The sequence below is a fragment of the Streptomyces sp. NPDC056987 genome (genome assembly GCF_042673865.1).
GTDB lineage: Bacteria > Actinomycetota > Actinomycetes > Streptomycetales > Streptomycetaceae > Streptomyces.
Genome location: NZ_JBHURV010000009.1, coordinates 185766 through 202170, shown reverse-complemented (window position 1 = coordinate 202170; position 16405 = coordinate 185766). Strand labels below are relative to the sequence as shown.

General features: G+C 70.2%; 18 protein-coding genes. 5 read left to right on the top strand and 13 right to left on the bottom strand.

All coding sequences use genetic code 11. The annotated features are described in order from the left end of the window. Positions 1-6: 6 nt before the first annotated feature. A complete protein-coding gene (locus ACFTZC_RS13635) occupies positions 7-969 on the bottom strand; it encodes a helix-turn-helix domain-containing protein (RefSeq protein ID WP_382889084.1) in 963 nt (320 codons plus the stop codon). 227 nt (positions 970-1196) lie between these two features. Between ACFTZC_RS13635 and ACFTZC_RS13630 the strand changes: the two genes are divergently transcribed. After that, entirely contained in the window at positions 1197-1928 is a 732-nt protein-coding gene (locus ACFTZC_RS13630; protein WP_382889082.1) for a TetR/AcrR family transcriptional regulator, read from the top strand. Between the two features lie 226 nt (positions 1929-2154). Here ACFTZC_RS13630 and ACFTZC_RS13625 read toward each other — a convergent pair whose 3' ends face one another. The 5 genes from ACFTZC_RS13625 to ACFTZC_RS13605 all read right to left on the bottom strand — a co-directional run bounded on the left by ACFTZC_RS13625 (position 2155) and on the right by ACFTZC_RS13605 (position 5489). Further along, positions 2155-2865, bottom strand: a complete 711-nt coding sequence (locus tag ACFTZC_RS13625) for a hypothetical protein (protein ID WP_382889080.1) — start codon at positions 2863-2865, stop codon at positions 2155-2157. A 189-nt stretch (positions 2866-3054) separates the two neighbouring features. Next, positions 3055-3705: a YdcF family protein gene (locus ACFTZC_RS13620; protein WP_382889079.1), complete on the bottom strand. Its 651-nt coding sequence runs from the start codon at positions 3703-3705 to the stop codon at positions 3055-3057. Further along, the gene (locus ACFTZC_RS13615) at positions 3702-4292 is read right to left on the bottom strand and encodes a GNAT family N-acetyltransferase (RefSeq protein ID WP_382889077.1); all 591 of its coding nucleotides are present in this window, start codon (positions 4290-4292) and stop codon (positions 3702-3704) included. The genes ACFTZC_RS13620 and ACFTZC_RS13615 overlap by 4 nt, the downstream gene beginning before the upstream one ends. A gap of 127 nt (positions 4293-4419) precedes the next feature. Then, on the bottom strand, positions 4420-4635 hold the full coding sequence (locus ACFTZC_RS13610; RefSeq protein ID WP_382889075.1) for a DUF397 domain-containing protein: 216 nt from the start codon (positions 4633-4635) through the stop codon (positions 4420-4422). After that, on the bottom strand, positions 4632-5489 hold the full coding sequence (locus tag ACFTZC_RS13605; protein WP_382889073.1) for a helix-turn-helix domain-containing protein: 858 nt from the start codon (positions 5487-5489) through the stop codon (positions 4632-4634). Before ACFTZC_RS13605 ends, ACFTZC_RS13610 begins: the two co-directional genes overlap by 4 nt. A 240-nt stretch (positions 5490-5729) precedes the next feature. On the opposite strand from ACFTZC_RS13605, the gene ACFTZC_RS13600 reads away from it, so the two are divergent. From ACFTZC_RS13600 to ACFTZC_RS13585, 4 genes are all read left to right on the top strand, one after another. Beyond that, positions 5730-6170: an ATP-binding protein gene (locus ACFTZC_RS13600; RefSeq protein ID WP_382889071.1), complete on the top strand. Its 441-nt coding sequence runs from the start codon at positions 5730-5732 to the stop codon at positions 6168-6170. A 687-nt stretch (positions 6171-6857) separates the two neighbouring features. Continuing rightward, positions 6858-7274, top strand: coding sequence for a hypothetical protein (locus tag ACFTZC_RS13595; RefSeq protein ID WP_382889069.1), 417 nt, complete (start codon positions 6858-6860; stop codon positions 7272-7274). Between the two features lie 187 nt (positions 7275-7461). After that, entirely contained in the window at positions 7462-7953 is a 492-nt protein-coding gene (locus tag ACFTZC_RS13590; protein WP_382889067.1) for a DUF2975 domain-containing protein, read from the top strand. Next, positions 7953-8174: a helix-turn-helix transcriptional regulator gene (locus tag ACFTZC_RS13585; RefSeq protein WP_133024831.1), complete on the top strand. Its 222-nt coding sequence runs from the start codon at positions 7953-7955 to the stop codon at positions 8172-8174. The genes ACFTZC_RS13590 and ACFTZC_RS13585 overlap by 1 nt, the downstream gene beginning before the upstream one ends. Before the next feature lie 191 nt (positions 8175-8365). On the opposite strand, the gene ACFTZC_RS13580 is transcribed toward ACFTZC_RS13585, so the two are convergent. From ACFTZC_RS13580 to ACFTZC_RS13550, 7 genes are all read right to left on the bottom strand, one after another. Continuing rightward, on the bottom strand, positions 8366-9664 hold the full coding sequence (locus tag ACFTZC_RS13580) for a VWA domain-containing protein (RefSeq protein ID WP_382889065.1): 1299 nt from the start codon (positions 9662-9664) through the stop codon (positions 8366-8368). Next, positions 9654-10421 carry an SRPBCC family protein gene (locus ACFTZC_RS13575; RefSeq protein ID WP_382889063.1) on the bottom strand — a complete coding sequence of 256 codons (768 nt, stop codon included), beginning with the start codon at positions 10419-10421 and terminating at the stop codon, positions 9654-9656. Before ACFTZC_RS13575 ends, ACFTZC_RS13580 begins: the two co-directional genes overlap by 11 nt. A 15-nt stretch (positions 10422-10436) precedes the next feature. Beyond that, complete coding sequence (locus ACFTZC_RS13570) at positions 10437-11366, bottom strand: AAA family ATPase (protein WP_382889061.1); 930 nt, start codon at positions 11364-11366, stop codon at positions 10437-10439. Between the two features lie 6 nt (positions 11367-11372). Further along, positions 11373-12302, bottom strand: a complete 930-nt coding sequence (locus tag ACFTZC_RS13565; RefSeq protein ID WP_382889178.1) for an XdhC family protein — start codon at positions 12300-12302, stop codon at positions 11373-11375. A 164-nt stretch (positions 12303-12466) separates the two neighbouring features. Further along, complete coding sequence (locus tag ACFTZC_RS13560) at positions 12467-14881, bottom strand: aerobic carbon-monoxide dehydrogenase large subunit (RefSeq protein ID WP_382889059.1); 2415 nt, start codon at positions 14879-14881, stop codon at positions 12467-12469. Continuing rightward, positions 14878-15375 carry a (2Fe-2S)-binding protein gene (locus ACFTZC_RS13555; RefSeq protein WP_365812813.1) on the bottom strand — a complete coding sequence of 166 codons (498 nt, stop codon included), beginning with the start codon at positions 15373-15375 and terminating at the stop codon, positions 14878-14880. The genes ACFTZC_RS13560 and ACFTZC_RS13555 overlap by 4 nt, the downstream gene beginning before the upstream one ends. 2 nt (positions 15376-15377) lie before the next feature. Then, positions 15378-16316 carry an FAD binding domain-containing protein gene (locus ACFTZC_RS13550; RefSeq protein WP_382889057.1) on the bottom strand — a complete coding sequence of 313 codons (939 nt, stop codon included), beginning with the start codon at positions 16314-16316 and terminating at the stop codon, positions 15378-15380. Positions 16317-16405 lie beyond the last annotated feature (89 nt).

Genomic DNA, 16405 nt, shown 5'->3' with positions numbered 1-16405 from the left:
CATCAACTACCCGTGCGAGGACACATGGCGGAAGTCGCGGGGCGAGAGGCCGTACGCGCTGTGGAAGGCGCGCGTGAAGGTGGTGTGACTGGGGAACCCCCATCGCGCGGCGACATCCTGAACGGTGGTGCCGCGCTGCGCCGGATCGGCGAGGTCTTTCCGGGCACCTCGCAGTCGCAGGCCGCGGATCATGGCCGCGACCGTGGTGTCCTGGTCCCGGAAGAGCTGGTGCAGGTAACTGGTCGAGATGTGATGAGCCGCGGCGACCGCGCGGGGGGTCAGGTCCGGGTCGTTCACATGGCGGCGGATGAATGTCTGGATCTCCAGCGTCAGGGCCCGTCGGCGCGTCTCAGGGCCGAGTTGGTCGTCGGTCGCGAGATGGTGGGTGAACAGCGCCGAGAGCAGATCGACCACGATCGCGGCCAGTCGCGGCCCGTCGGCCGGCCGGTAGGCGGCGGTGTCCCGGGCGATCTGGGTCAGGAAGGCCACGAGCAGGCCCCCGAACCCCTCTCGCCCGGACAGCCGGTAACGGCTCAGCTTCTCCAGCCCGTTCCCGGACAGCGGCAGCAGGGCCTTCGGAACGTCCAGCCCGATGCCGGTCTGAGGGGCGAGCGTCCGGACCTCGATGGTCCGCGAACTGTCCACGACACACAGGGCATCGGGGCCGTACGCCACCTCGTGGCCGTCCCGGGTGACATACAGCGTGCCCCGCAGCGGAATCGAGATGTTGACCTGCTCCGGGTCGGACTGCCGGATCAGCCGTGGAGTCCGCCGGAAGGAAACCGGCTGGAAGCGTGTGGGCCATACCGAGATCCCGTCGAGCTCCAGCAGCCGCTGCGACGCCCTGAATTCCTTCCGGTACTCGCTGTCCAGCTCAAGAGGCGCGGTGCACTGCCGCATCAGCTCACGCCAGCGGTCGAACCGGTCCGCCACCGGAACGTCCTCGCTCCTGAACACCGTCTCGATCATCGGCACCGTTCCCGTCGCCCGTCCCCGGCGGCCGCGCCTCCACCCGCACGGCACGACCGCACCGAGGGGACACTATGCCAACGCCGAAGAGGAAGTAAACGAGGTGAAGTCCACCGCGCGGACAGGCCCCGGACCTCAGGCGGTGCACCGCCAGGCAGTGTCAGATCTTCCTCGCAGTAGCCGACTTCACCGTGCACCGCGGGGAGTTGGCGTCGTACGGTCGCCCCATGCCCGTAGACGAACCCACGCCGGCCCCGTCCGCCCTGCGCCTGCGGCGCCGGGCCGCCGCGACCCGGGAGATCCTGGACACCGCCGAGTCCCACATCGCCGAACACGGGCCGGTGGCCCTGTCCCTGCGCGCGGTCGCACGCAGCCTCGGCATGACCGTGCAGGCGCTCTACCACTACTTCCCCAGCCGGGACGCCCTCGTCACCGAGCTCGTCGCCAAGGCGCACAACGACCTGGCCGACGCCGTACAGGCCGCCGTCGACACCACGACGGAGGTCGCGGCCGTGCCCCGGCTGGTGGTCGCGGCCGAGGCGTACCGCCGATGGGCCGTCGCCCGTCCCGAGCACTTCAAGCTCATCTACGGAACGCCGCTGCGGTCCTACGAGGCCCCCGCCGGAGGCCCGTCCACCCAGGCGGTCCTCCGGATGAGCGCGGTCTTCGAGCGCGAACTGTTCGGCGGGTACACCGAGGCGCAACTCACCGCGGCGGACACCCCCGCGCTCTCCCCACCGCTCCGGGCCCACCTGGAGCAGCTGTCACCGCAGGGCCAGGAGAATCTGCCGCCCGCCGCGACCTCTCTCCTGCTGAGCGCGTGGGGGCACCTGCACGGCCTCGTCGTCCTGGAGGTGTTCGGGCACACCTCGTTCCTCGGCGACCATCAGGCCGAGATCTTCCGTATGTCGATGCGGAACATGGCCGAGGGAATCCACGGCCGGATTCCCCGCGCGTGAGCAACTCGCCGCCGCCCGGCGGAGAAGGCGGCGGCCGTTCACCAACAGGGGCTTACCTCGCCGTTTGTCCGACGAGGTCGCATCGTTCCTCGAACTGGGTCGCCCACCTGGGCATTCATCGGAAGTGTGGGTGGCCTCGGCCTGATCATGTGCTCCAGCCAAGGACACACCTGACGAGACCGAGGTCATGGAGATGAGCATGCTGACTGGGTAGTCGGCGTGAGGTTCAGCCCGTCGGCCAGAGCGGCAGATCTGCGTGCCGGACCCGGTACCCACCCTCCGTGACGGGTGAGAAGGCGGCAGGTGCCATGCAGGAACCCGCGGCCTCCATGTGCTCGTCGGCGCCGACAGGCCAATTGACCCCGTCGTCCCAGGAGAATCCCACCCGGTCCCGCGATACCTTCCCGGGCTTGTCCACGCCGCCGTCGTAGACGCTGAACCCGAGCCGCATCCCCACCCATTTCGGGCCTCCGGCGCTCACCGCGGTGATGACGGCGGTCAGGGTGGCGCTGCCGGGCGCGGTCACCAGGCAGTCGACCGTGCCGTCGGCCGTGTAGGTGATGTCCCGATCCGCCGAGTAATGGAAGACCTTGACCGTGCCGCGCGCATCGGTCGGCAGTCCGTCACCAGGCACGCCAGGGATTGGTCTGCTGAAGGGGGCGGCGTGCGCGTCGAACGTCAGCGAGCGGATGTCGGCATCCTCCCAATAGGGCAGACGGAACTCGGCGGTACCGGTGACGCTCGCCTGCGCCGGCCGCTCTCCCGGGCTGCCGAACGCTGCGGTGGCGCCGGTGACCGCGGTGGTGGAAGCCGCGATCGCGACAACCATGGCCAAGTGAACCGCCTTGCGGGTGCGAAGCAGGGAACTGACAGAACTCATGGAGCCTCCAGGTTCTGATGCGGTCGGGCGGCGGACATCCTCCTCGCCCGCACCCATCCTCCGGTTCCCGCCTGCCGAGCGAATCACCCTGAAGAGGCAACCGACTGTGCGGCGAAGGTCGTACGGTCACGGCGAGCGTGCGCCTTGAGGCTGATCCGTTGCCCTGGAGGTGACCGCCGTCGAGCAGCCGGTGCGCGTCGGCGACGCGGTACTCGACGTGCTCGACGCCGCCCCCGAGCACGTTTCTCACCCGGGGACGAGGCGACTGGTGTAGCCCGCCCGGCACAGCCGGTCGTACGCGGCGGTCACGTCGTCGGGCACCGACTGGGCGGCCATGAATCCTTGCCCCGGGTAGATCAGCAGCCGTTGCAGCGCGCCGACGAGCATGTCGAGCACGAGGCGCGGGTCCCCGATGGACTCGACGTACGCCTCGAAGGTCATCGGCGTGGACGCACTGACGATCTCGACGCCGGGCCAGAGCCTACGTGCGGTGGCGTACGCGCGTCGTTCCTCGTAGGGCTTGCTGACCAGCAGTACGGAGGTGACATCGGCCCCGGCGTCTTCGAGCAGCGCTCGCGAGAAGCGGATGTTCTCCCCGGTGTTGCGCGCACGCGCCTCCACGAGCACGACCCCTTCGGGGACGCCGAGTTCAAGGGCACGCTCCCGGTAGTGGACGGCCTCACCACGCGGCGTGCGGTCCTGTGTCGTACGGCTGGTGGCCCCGGTGAACACGATCAGCGGTGCCATGCCGCGCCGGTAGAGCTCCACGGTCGTATCGGCCACGCCCAGGTCATGACTGCCGAGGCCGACGGCGACGGAGCAGGGGCGTGGCTCGTGGCGCATCCGGTGGAAGTCCCACAACCGCTCGGCGTCCGCCCGTGCCTGTGCCGAGATCACCGCGCCTCCTCTCCGGCCGACGCAGCGTCGGGATCCTCCGCACCGGCCGGCCATTCCTCCCGGAGGATCCCGTAGGTGATGGAGTCCCGCCAGGCACCGCGTACGTGTACGTGTCCGCGGATTCGGCCTTCTTCCGTCATGCCTGCGGCCAGGAGGGTCTTGGCCGCCGCCCTGTTGAGCGGGGAGCGTGCCGCCCACACGCGGTGGAGGTCAAGGTCGTCGAAAGCCAGGGCGAGCAGCAGCCGTACGGCCTCCCGGCCGTAGCCGCGTCCCCAGACATCAGTGCGCAGAGCACCCCCGATGGTGGCTGCGCGCTGCTGGTGAGGGTCGAGGGCCAGGCGCACGACCCCGATCAGTTCGCCGCCGGTCCTCTCAGCGAGGGCGAGGACGTACTCGTCGCGCGGTGACACGGTCGCGGATGCCATGGAGCGAGCGACCATACCGTCGACTTCGTCACGCGAGCGGGGAGTGAAGCTGAGATGCCGAGTGACCTCGACGCTGCTATAGATCGCGGTCACGGAATCGGTGTCTTCAATGGTCAGTTCACGAAGCGCCAGACGGGAGTCATGACATGCAACCGGATACATGCTCGGGAACCCTCACTGTCGTCAGTACGGACGGGGGCGTGCACGGTTGCGGATGAATGCTGCGATCTCCTCACGCGGTGCTTGCGAGGTGACCGCATCGCCGCGTTGGACCGTCGCGCGCGGGGCGTTACAGATCGCCCTTGCGGATCGCGGTGATCAGGGCATCGACGTGCCCGTACCTCAGGACCAGCGCCGCTCCCGCAGGATTCTTGCTGTCACGAACCGCGACCATCTGGCGCGGCCCGTCGACTATGCCGAACTCGACGCAGTCGGACTGAATGCCCGATGCCGACGACTTCCACCAGTTCACGGTCAGAGTGGTGGCATCCTCAACGTGACTCATGCGTGTTCTTCCTTAATCTCTGCGATGCGCCTCGCGGACGCCTCGACGGACAGAGCCGCTGCGGTCAACCGCTCGAAAGCATCGCGATAGGCGGTCACCTGTTCACCGTCCTCCACATACAGAGCCGACGTAAGGCCCTCGATGTGGACGACGTCGAGATCGACGTGATCTCCGAAACCGAGTAGCGAGAACGAGCCTGTCTGTCCGACATGCGGTGCGGCATCGGCCGGCAGAATCTGAATGTTGATGTTGGGGCGCCGGCTGAGTATGTGCAGACGTGTCAGCTGGTCGTGCATCACGCCTTCGCCCGTGCACCGGGTACGGAGGGCGCTCTCGCCGATGACGGCCCACAGGGTGAGAGGCTTCTCCCGCGACGTGAGCACCGCCTGCCGCGCGAGACGCACTTCGACAAGCGCGTCGATCTTCTCCTCGATCGCCGCCGACATGCTGATGCTGGTCATGAACTCCCGTGCGTACTCGGCAGTTTGCAGGAGACCGGGGATCACCCCCATCTGCCATGTGCGGACCGAAGCCGCATCGGCTTCGAGAGAGATCAAGTCCTCGTAGACCGGCGACAGAACCGCGCGGTACGACTGCCACCACCCACGGCGTGCCCCTTCCCGGGTGAGGGACAGCAGGGCCGACCGCAGATCGGTGTCGTCCACGCTGTACACGTCGAGCAACTTCTCGATGTCACGGGGTTTCGCGGCACTGCGGGCCGTCTCCAACCGCGACAGCTTCGCCGTCGTGATGAAGCCGGACGACTTGGCCGCCACATCTTCCAGCGTCAGGTTGCCGCGCAGTACGCGCAGTTTCGCGCCGAGTCTCCGTCGGCGCACCGTAGGTGCGCTCACCGCGTTCCTCTCCAATCGGCGTCCTGCCGGACAGTTTGCCGCTTGGTCTCACCTGGTGTCACCCGAGCTTCCCCTCTGCTGTCGAAGCCGCTCTAGGTAGATGCAAATTCTCACTCGTTCGTGAGGTGCATTGCACTCTACGTCATCCAACATGCACTCTGAGAGAGCGAAAGCCGGTTACTTCCGTGCCAGCTCGGTGAAGTTTCGTGTCGGCACGCCCATGCCTACAAGGAGATACGCATGACGCCCAGGCTCCCGAAGCGCTACGAAATGGAGAGCTGTCAGTTAGCGGCGGCACCGCCACCGCAACTGATGCTCGACGCCGCCCCGGAGTCCGTGCGCACGGCCCGCGCGTACGCACATGAGTTCGTCGCGTACCACCTGCCGGGCATCAGCGGAGCGTACGTGGACGATCTCCAGCTCGTGGTCTCGGAGTTGGTGACGAACGCGGTGCGGTACGGCACCGAGCCCGGGGACTCCGTGCTGGTCCTGCTCGCGGTCACCGACACCTGCGTACGGATCGAGGTACGGGACCCGGTGCGGCGGCGGCCCCGGTTCCGGGCCGTGTCCCAGGAACGCGACCGGGGGCGCGGGCTGTTCATCGTGGAGGCGCTCGCGGAGTGCTGGGGCGTGGCCGACCGGCCCCTCGGGAAAGCCGTCTGGGCCCAGGTTGCCCGGTGAACGGGACGCCTGGCGTTCAACCCTTTTCGCCCGGGGCGCGGTTCGTCGCAGAGCTGGGCGTCATCGCCACGTGCATACGGCTGCGTGCCGTCGCCGGAAAGACGCGCACGGGCGCCACCGGCATACGAGGCGCGTAGTGGGGCGTGGACACCGCCGTCCCCCGCTGGTCCTCGTCCTCGCTTCGGCCGCGCTGGTCGTGTTTGTCCTGACCCTTGTCAGCGAGCACTTCGACCGATAGGCCGTCAGGCCCCCAGTTCAGCGAGCCGTCCCGGCCGCTCGCCTCTCATGGCGGTGACGTCGTCCGCCGGTGCCCCGACACGCGCGGCACCGGCCCAGGGGCGACCCGTACCGCACACCTCTCAGACTCCCGCTCCGGCCGGCACTCCCGGCGAAGGAACAACCGGCCGGAACGGGACCAGGGCCCGGCCAACACGATCCGGGCTCGGCAACTGCACCCAACGGCACAGGAGGCCACCATGCGACACCCCACCGACCCCGTCAACCTCGGCGGAGAGGACGACAACGGCAGCGGCGACGGCGGAGACGGCAACCCGTCCGGCGGCTGCGGGGACGGCGACGGCTGCGGACGCCGATAACACCCACACCGGCAACACCACGCGGCTCCGCCCGAACCTCCCCCGGGCGGGGCCGCCCTCAAGGAGACCCCAGCAGCCCCAGGAGCCCCCCATGTCACCTCACCACCACGCCTACCTCTGGCACGGCCACGGCACCCTGCTCATCAGACCCGGCGACGCCCACCGCCGACCCGGCCACCCCGAATTCCCCACCACCCCCCTCATGCCCCTCGAACCCGCGCACTGGCTCCTCAAGACACCCGCACACATCCATGGCACCTTCAACCAAACCGAAACCGAAGACGCCGCCCACTGGTACACCCGCCAGTACGAGCGGCACACCGACATCCTCACCGGGACCTACGCCCCCACACCCGACATCGCCGCGCTCACCCGCCAACTCACCGCACGCAACGACATCACCGGCGGGTGGTGGACCACCGGCGGACGCTTCCTCTCCCTCAACCTCATCGCCTGCGACCCCCACCCCCGACACCCCCACCACCTCTGCCCCACCACCAGACGCTGAACAGAGGGCCGCGCTCAGTCCTCGGACGTGGTCGGGTGGGTCATGTCGGTGTCGGCCGGGCGCCCTGAGGGCCACCTTCCCTCGCAGTCGTCCTTGCGTCGGCCACGCCCGTCTCCCTCGACCCAACCCTTGCTTCACTTATCGATATTCGATAGATTACGATCGTTGATCGATAGAGGAACGGGTCATGGGAAAGCTGATAGTGCGCGCGCTGCGCGCCGTGTTCGTGGTGGTGCTCACCGGCACCGTGTTCGTACAGGCATTGATGGTGTGGGCGTTGGTCAGCGGGAGTGACCCGGAGGACGGTTCGCTCCCGCTGACCCCGCTGCGCTTGATCACGATCCTGGGCATCGGGACGGCCCAGGTCGCCCTGGTCTGTGTATGGCGACTGGTGACGATGGTGCGACGCGGAACCGTGTTCTCGCACGCCGCCTTCCGGTACGTGGACATCATCATCGGCGCGATCGTTGCGGCTGCTCTCCTGTGGTTCACGGTCACGGCCCTGAACGCGCCCGGCCAGCGGGACGACCCGGGCGTCACCCTCATCATGGGCGGGATCGGCGTGGCCATCCTGGGAGTCGCGCTCATCGTGCTCGTGCTGCGGATGCTGCTCGCCCAGGCCGTCGCCCGCGACGTCGAAGCGGCGCAGATGCAGGCCGAGTTGGACGAGGTGATCTGATGCCGATCGCCGTCGACATCGACGTGATGCTGGCCAGGCGGAAGATGTCCGTGGGTGAGCTCGCAGACCGCGTAGGGATCACGCCCGCCAACCTGGCGGTACTCAAGAACGGTCGCGCCAAGGCGGTGCGCTTCGCGACGCTCGCCGCGCTCTGCGAGGTGCTCGAATGCCAGCCAGGTGACCTGCTCCGCTGGGAGGCCGAGGACACCGCGGGCGAATGAACAAGCGAAGCACGCGTGGCAGCGATGGCCGAAAGGCTGCGCAGGGCGGAGGAGCGGGGCGAGGCACCGGTGTACGAGATCGGCGGCCGCCTCCACGAGTTCATCGACGGCAAGTACGACGAGTGGTGAGCCGCACCCGGCGGGCCCGCATGCGCATCAGGTCCACAGCCCGCCGGGCCGCACGACCTCGATCAAGACCGTACGGACCCGCTCGTGAATGCCCCAGGCTGTCGTGACACCGCCGCCGTGTCTCCCCGCGCCCGTACGTGCGGGATCTGTTCGAGGGCACGGGCCAGGGAGCGGAAGGTGTCCGCCGGCAGCAGTGCGTCGCAGTGCGGGAGTGCCGCGGCCATCGTCGATACGCGGGGCTCGAAATCCGGGGCCGAGGCGCGCGGGTTCAGCCACACCACCCGGTGGGCGCGGCGGCGCAACCGGGCCATGGCCGCGGCCAGTTCGTCCGCGGAGTCGCCGTCCCAGCCGTCCGAGCCGATGATCACGATCGCCCCGCGCAGCGCGCCGCCGTGGTGCGAGGCGAGCAGTGTGCGCAGACAGCTCGCGATCCTGGTGCCGCCGAACCGGTCCGTGACCTGCGCCGTCGCTCCCTCTATCGCGAGTTCGGCGGACCGGTGGCGCAGCACCGCGGTCAGCCGGGTCAGTGAGGTGGCGAACGCGAAGGCCTCCGCGTCCGCCGTGAGCGCGAGCGCCCTCATGAGGTGGAGGTACGCGACGGCCTGGGCCTGCATGGACCGGCTGACGTCGCACAGCATGACGACCCTGCGCGGCGCGGCGACCGGTGCCACCCGCACCAGTTCCATCGGCTCCCAGCCGGTACGGCGTGACCGGGCGAGCGTGTGCCGCGGCGCGATCCGGCCCCGCCGCCCCCGGCCCGGCGCGACGCGCCGCGAGCGCCGGGTGGGCCACTCCCGTACGGCCGCCTCCAGCCACCGTCCGAGCAGCGCGCTCTCCTCTGGGCCCAGCGCTTCGAACGGTAGGTCCGCGAGCCCGTCCAGCGCGCTCGGCAGGCGCTGCGGGACGGTCAACTCGCTCTCCTCGCCGCCGACATGCTCGGTCTGCGCCACCACCTGGGGCCGCGTCGCCCAGGGCAGCCCTCCGTCGCCCTCCGGCACCCCGTCCCGCCGTACGGAGGGTGCGGAGGCGGGGCGTTCGGCCGCACCGGAGGGCCCGGCGGGGCCGCGCCGGCGCGCGTGGGGGTCCACGCCGAGGACGGTGTCGCCGAACACGGCGTCGAAGACCGCGTCGAACACGGCCAGGTCGGAGTGGCGCCGTACGAGAGTGATCCGGGCGGTCCAGTACAGCGGCGTCCTGGTACGCGGCCGGGCGCCGTCCAGCGCGCGTACGAAGTCCTCGACCGCCGTGAACCCGACCGTCAGCCCGCGCGCCCGCAGCCGCTCGGCGAACGCCACGGCGAAGGCGGCCCGGTCCGTGCCGCGCAGCAGCAGGGGCGGGGTGGGCGCCGCGTCAGCGGACAAGGAAGTAGACCACGACCGCTATCACGACGAGGCTCCCGGCCACGACGGGGAGGAACCGCTTGTAGACCGACGCCCCGGCGATCCCCATCAGATCGAGCGGTGCGACGTCGTCGTCCTTCTCCTCAGCCGCTGCGGCCGGAACCTGAGTCTGTGCCGGAGGAGCCGGTGCCGTGGACGCCGGGGGCGGGGCCGGCGTCTCCCGTACCGCGGCGGGGACCGATGCCGCCACCGGCTCGGGCTCGGGTGCCGGAGTCGGCTCCGGTGCCGGTGCGGGGGCAGGGGCCGGTGCGGGGGCAGGGACCGGTTCCGGCGCCGCCGCGTGCAGCTGCGCCTCCAGGTTCTGTACGAACTGGTCCAGCAGCTTCACCGACACCTCCTTGATCATTCCGCTGCCGAACTGGGCTATCTTCCCGGTGATGTTGAGGTCCGTCATGACCGTGACGACCGTCGTGTCCCCCTCCGCCCGCAGCGTCGCGTTGATCAGCGCCGACGCGTTGCCCGCGCCCCGGGAGTCCTTCCCCTTCGCGCGGATCACCGCCCGGCGGGCGGCCGCGTCCTTCTCGACGATCTCCGCCGTACCCGCGTACTGGCTGATCACCGGACCGACCTTGATCTTGATCTTTCCGGTGTAGACGTCCCCGTCCACGCCCGTGAGCTGCGCGCCCGGCATGCAGGGGGCGATGCCCTCCAGGTCGGTGAGCACCTCCCAGGCACGGTCGACGGGCACCCCGACGGTGAACTCGTTGTCGATCTTCATGGGTTCCTCCGTTGGCTACGCCGAGGCGGGCTCGGGAAAGCCCAGGCCGTCCAGCGCTTCGGTGATCGTGGTGTGGTCGTCCGGGCTCTTGGCGATCGTGCTGAGCGTGCGGACGATGTCCGCGCGCACCAGCTCCGAGGCCCGCAGCGCCGACAGCGCCGAGACCCAGTCGATCGTCTCCGCCATGCCCGGCGCCTTGTCGAGGTCGAGCCCTCTGACCCGGCCGATGAACTCTGCCGCCGAGGCGATCAGCGGTTCGTTCGCGGCGGGTACGGTACGGCGCAGGATCTCCGCGGCGCGCTCGGGCGCCGGGAAGTCGATCCAGTGGTAGAGGCAGCGGCGGCGCAGCGCGTCGTGCAGCTCGCGGCTGCGGTTGGACGTCAGGATCACCACCGGGCGGCGGGCGGCCGTGAACGTGCCCAGCTCCGGGATGGTGAGCGACGCCTCGCCGAGGAACTCGAAGAGCAGCGCCTCGAACTCGTCGTCCGCGCGGTCGATCTCGTCGATCAACAGCACCGGCGGTACGGGGCCTTCGTGCCGGATCGCCCGCAGGATCGGCCGGTCCTGGAGGAACTCCTCGGTGAAGAGGTCGGCGTCGCCCAGCCGCTCGTCGCGTGCTTCCGCGAGCCGTACGGCGAGGAGCTGGCGCTGGTAATTCCACTCGTACAGCGCCTCGTTGGCCGTCAGGCCCTCGTAACACTGCAATCGCACCAGTGGCGTTCCCATCGCCTGGGCCAGGGCCTTCGCCGCCGCCGTCTTGCCCACGCCCGGCTCCCCCTCGACGAGGAGCGGGCGCTCCAGCGCGAGGGCGAGGTAGAGGGCGGTCGCCGTTCCGTCGTCGACGAGGTGGCCGACCGCGTCGAGGCGGCGCCGTATGTCGTCGGCGTCCGTGAAGATGGGGATGGGCGTGGGGATGGGGTCGGGATCGGTGTCGGTGTCGTTCATGTCGTGCTACCGCCGCTCCTTTTCCGCCGCGTACCGGTCGCGGCACCCGGGGGCGCAGAACCAGACGTCCGTTCCGTCGACGGAGAGGTGCGGGGTGTCGGGCATGACCGTGACCGTCATGCCGCAGACGGGGTCGGTCACGGTCGGCGGGGACGGGGAAGGAGGCGAGGGCGGGTCCCCGGCGGCGGAGGGCCCGGCGGCTCCGCCCGGAAGGACCCCGCCCTCGGCGGCCCCGGCGGCCCCGGCGCCCCCGCGTACCGCCGTGATGACCTCCGCCAGGATCGACAGCGCGACCTCCGGTGCCGTGCGCGCGCCGATGTCCAGGCCCGCCGGGGTGGAGATCCGGGCCCGCTCCGCGTCGGTCAGGCCCAGTTCGTCGAGCAGGGCCCGGCCCCGCCGGGGGCTCGCGACCAGCGCGATGTAGCCGATGCCCGCGTCCAGCGCGGCGCGCAGGGACGCCGTCTCGTCGCGGCCGTGGCTCGCGACGACCACCGCGTCCGCGCACGCCTCCGGCGCGCCGTCCGGCAGGGAGCGAGCCGTGGCGTAACCGAGCACGTCCGCGAGGGCGACGAGGGCGTCCGCGACCGGGGTCCCGCCGACGATCTCGACCAGCGGCGGAGGCAGTCTCGGCTCCAGGAAGATCTCCAACGCCCCGCCCGACAGGCAGGGGTTGACGACCACCCGCGCCCCCGGCGACTCGGGGAAGTCCGCCTCGCCCTCGGGCAGGACCCGCAGCAGCAGCGGGCCGCCGCCGTTCAGGGCGCCGAGTGCGGCCGTACGGACGGAACCCTCGGCGCACACCCCGCCGACGAAGCCGTCGATCGTGCCGTCGCCCGTGACGATCGCCTCGTCGCCGGGGCGGGCGGAGCTGGGCACCTGGGCCCGTACCACCGTCGCGTGCACGAACGGCACGCGTCCGGCGGCGAGTTCCGCCATTCTGGCCGCCGTCCGGGCCGCCCGGTCCGTCGCCGGCGCTGCCGTCGTGGTCACCGGCGCCCCCGTCGCGTTCACCGGCGCTGCCGTCGTAGTCACTGACGCTGTCGTCATGGTCATCCGTACGTTCGCCACCCTCGTAACCCTCACTTCGACCGCGATCCGCCTCAGATCGGCGGCATCGGCCGCCCCCGCATCGCCTCCCACACCCGGGAGGGCGTCAGCGGCATGTCCGCGTGCCGGATGCCGTACGGCCGCAGCGCGTCCACCACCGCGTTCACCACGGCCGGCGGGGAGCCGACCGTCGCGGACTCACCGACGCCCTTCGCGCCGATGGGGTGGTGGGGCGAGGGCGTGACCGTGAACCCCGTTTCCCAGTCCGGCACTTCGAGCGCCGTCGGGATCAGGTAGTCCATCAGTGAGCCGCCGAGGCAGTTGCCGTCCTCGTCGAAGGAGATCATCTCCATCAACGCCATCCCGACGCCGTCGGTGAGGCCGCCATGCACCTGGCCCTCGATGATCATCGGGTTGATCCGGGTGCCGCAGTCGTCCACCGCGATGAAGCGGCGGACCTTGACCTGCGCCGTGCCGGGGTCGATGTCCACGACGCAGATGTACGCGCCGTGCGGGTAGGTCAGGTTCTCCGGGTTGTAGCAGATCTGCGCCTCCAGACCGCCCTCGATCCCCTCCGGCAGATCGCCCGCGCCGTGCGCCGCCATCGCGATGTCCTGGATGGTCACGGACTTCGACGGGTCGCCCACGACTGTGAACGAGCCCTTGTCCCACTCCAGATCGGCGACCGACACCTCCAGCATCCCCGAGGCGATGATCCGCGCCTTGTCCCGCACCTTCCGGGCGACCAGGGCCGCCGCCGCGCCCGAGACCGGGGTGGAGCGGCTGCCGTACGTGCCCAGGCCGAAGGGCGTCTGGTCGGTGTCGCCGTGCACCACGTCGATGTCGGCGGGCGGGATGCCGATCTCCTCGGCGACGATCTGCGCGAACGTCGTCTCGTGGCCCTGGCCCTGGGTCTGCACCGAGAGCCGTACGACCGCCTTGCCGGTCGGGTGGATCCGCAGCTCGCAGCCGTCGGCCATGCCGAGGCCGAGGATGTCCATGTCCTTGCGCGGGCCGGCGCCGACGGCCTCGGTGAAGAACGAGACGCCGATGCCCATGAGTTCGCCGCGGGCCCGCTTCTCCGCCTGCTCGCGCCGCAGTTCGTCGTAGCCGGCCAGCTCCGTCGCCAGCCGCATGGTCGGCTCGTAGTTCCCGGAGTCGTACACCCAGCCCGTCTTGGTGGTGTACGGGAACTGCTCGGGCCTGATGAAGTTGCGCCGCCTCAACTCGACCGGATCCATGTCGAGTTCGAAGGCGAGGCAGTCCACGATCCGCTCGACCAGATAGACCGCCTCGGTGATCCGGAACGAGCAGGCGTACGCCACCCCGCCCGGCGCCTTGTTGGTGTGGACGGCGGTCATCCTCGCGTACGCGGCCTCGATGTCGTAACTGCCGGTGAACACACCGAAGAACCCGGCCGGGTACTTCACCGGCGCCGCCACCCCGTTGAACGCGCCGTGGTCCGCGAGGACGTCGGTGCGGATCGCGAGGATCTTCCCGTCACGGGTCGCCGCGATCTCGCCGCGCATGATGTAGTCGCGGGCGAAACCGGTGGAGATGAGGTTCTCGGAGCGGTCCTCCATCCACTTCACCGGCTTCCCGGTGAGCAGCGAGCCGACGATCGCGCAGACGTAACCCGGGTAGATCGGGACCTTGTTGCCGAAGCCGCCGCCGATGTCGGGCGCGATCACCCGGATCTTGTGCTCGGGCAGCCCGGCGACGATCGCGTACAGCGTGCGGTGGGCGTGCGGGGCCTGGGTGGTGGACCAGAGGGTGAGCCTGCCGTCGATCGCGTCGTAGTCGGCGACCGCGCCGCAGGTCTCCATCGGCGCCGGGTGGACGCGCGGGTAGACGATGTCCTGGCTGACGACGACATCGGCGCGGTCGAAGACGGCGGCGGTCGCCGCCTCGTCGCCGGTCTCCCAGTCGAAGCAGTGGTTGTCGGTCTTGCCCTCGATGTCGTCCCGGATGACGGGCGCGCCGACCTCCAGCGCCCGGCGCACATCGACCACCGGGTCGAGCTGGTCGTACTCGACGTCGATCAACTCCAGTGCGTCGCGCGCCGCGTAGCGGTCCTCGGCGACGACGAAGGCGACCTCCTGGCCCTGGAACCGCACCTTGTCGGTGGCGAGCACAGCCTGGACGTCGTTGGAGAGCGTGGGCATCCACGCGAGGCCCTTCTCCGCGAGCATCGCGCCGGTGACGACGAGCTTCACCTTGGGGTGCGCCTCGGCCAGTGTCGTGTCGACGGAGACGATCCGGGCGTGGGCCATCGGCGAGCGCAGCACGGCGAGATGGAGCATCCCGGGGAGCTGGACGTCGTCCACGTAACGGCCCCGGCCCCGGATGAAGCGCGGGTCCTCCTTGCGGAGCATCCGGCCGTGGCCGCAGGGCTTGCGGTCGTTGTCGGTGAACTCGGTGACGGGCGCGGGCGCCGGGGCGGCCGAGTGGTCGGCGACGGTGCTCATGACTCCTCCCCGGCGGTGACGGCGCTGCGGGTCCCGGCCTCTTCGGCGGCGGCCCACTGGACGGAGCGGACGATGGAGGAGTAGCCGGTGCAGCGGCAGATCTGGCCCGAGACGGCTTCCCGTATCTCGTGCTCGGAGGGGTTCTTGTTACGGTCGAGCAGCGCCCGCGCGGTCATCAGCATGCCGGGGGTGCAGAAGCCGCACTGGAGGCCGTGGCACTCCATGAACCCCTGCTGGACGGGGTCGAGCCGGCCGCCCTGCTCCAGGTCCTCGACGGTCCGGATGTCGTGGCCGCCGGCCATCGCGGCCAGCACCGTACAGGACTTGACGGGCTCGCCGTCCATCCACACCACGCACGTACCGCAGTTGCTCGTGTCGCAGCCCCAGTGGGTGCCGGTGAGCGCGAGGTGGTCGCGGAGGAAGTGGACGAGCAGCAGCCGGCCCTCGATCTCACGGGTGACCTCGTCACCGTTGACGGTCATGGTGACCTGCATGGTCAGCCTCCCTGGGGGTAGTTCGGGCCGGGGGCAGGGGCGGTGGAACTCCCCGCACCCGCCCGCGCGTCCGCGATGCGCGCCACCGAGCGGCGCAGTGTGCGTACGGTCAGCTCCTTGGCGAGGTGGCGCTTGTACTCGGCGCTGCCGCGCCGGTCCGTGACCGGGTCGCAGGAAGCCGCGGCGATCTCCCCCGCCCGCGCGTACAGCGCCTCCGAGGGCTCCCTGCCGCGCAGTTCCCGGGAGATCTCCGGCAGCCCGGTCGTGTTCGGCCCGACCGCGGCGAGACCCACCCGCGCGTCCTCGATGACACCGTGCTCCGCGTCCAGCCAGACGGCCGCGCCCGCCGAGACCACCGCCCAGTCGCCCGCGCGCCGCTCGACCTTCTCGTACGCGCTCGCGCCGTGGGGCCGGAGCGGGAGGATCACCTCGATCAGCATCTCGGCGTCGCCCACCGCCGTCTCGTAAGGACCGCGGTGGAACTCCTCCATGCTCACGGTGCGCCGGCCTCCGCTGCCCTGGATCACACAGCTCGCGCCGAGCGTCGTGCACACGGCGGAGAGGTCCTCGGAGGGGTCGGCCTGGCAGAGCGACCCGCCGAGCGTGCCGCGGTTGCGGACCACGGGGTCGGCGATCACCCGCTCCGCGTCGGCGAAGATCGGAAAGGTCCCGGCGAGCGCGGCGGACTCCAGCAGCTCGCGGTGGCGGGTCATGGCGCCGATGCGTATGCGGTCCGGCTCGACCCGGATGTAGCCCAACTCGTCGTAGAGATCGTTGATGTCGATCAGGTACTCGAAGTTGGCCAGCCGCAGCTTCATCATCGGGAGCAGACTGTGACCGCCGGCCACCAGCCGGGCCGTGTCACCCAGCCGGTCGAGGAGCCCGATGGCGTGATCGACGCTGGTGGCGCGTTCGTACTCGAAAGGGGCGGGAACCTGCATCAGCGATCCCTCTCTTGTGGCGCCCTCGCCACAGCTCCGCTTGCCGGCCCCCGTCGACGCCGTCATTTGGCTGCACGAGGTGCGGAAAG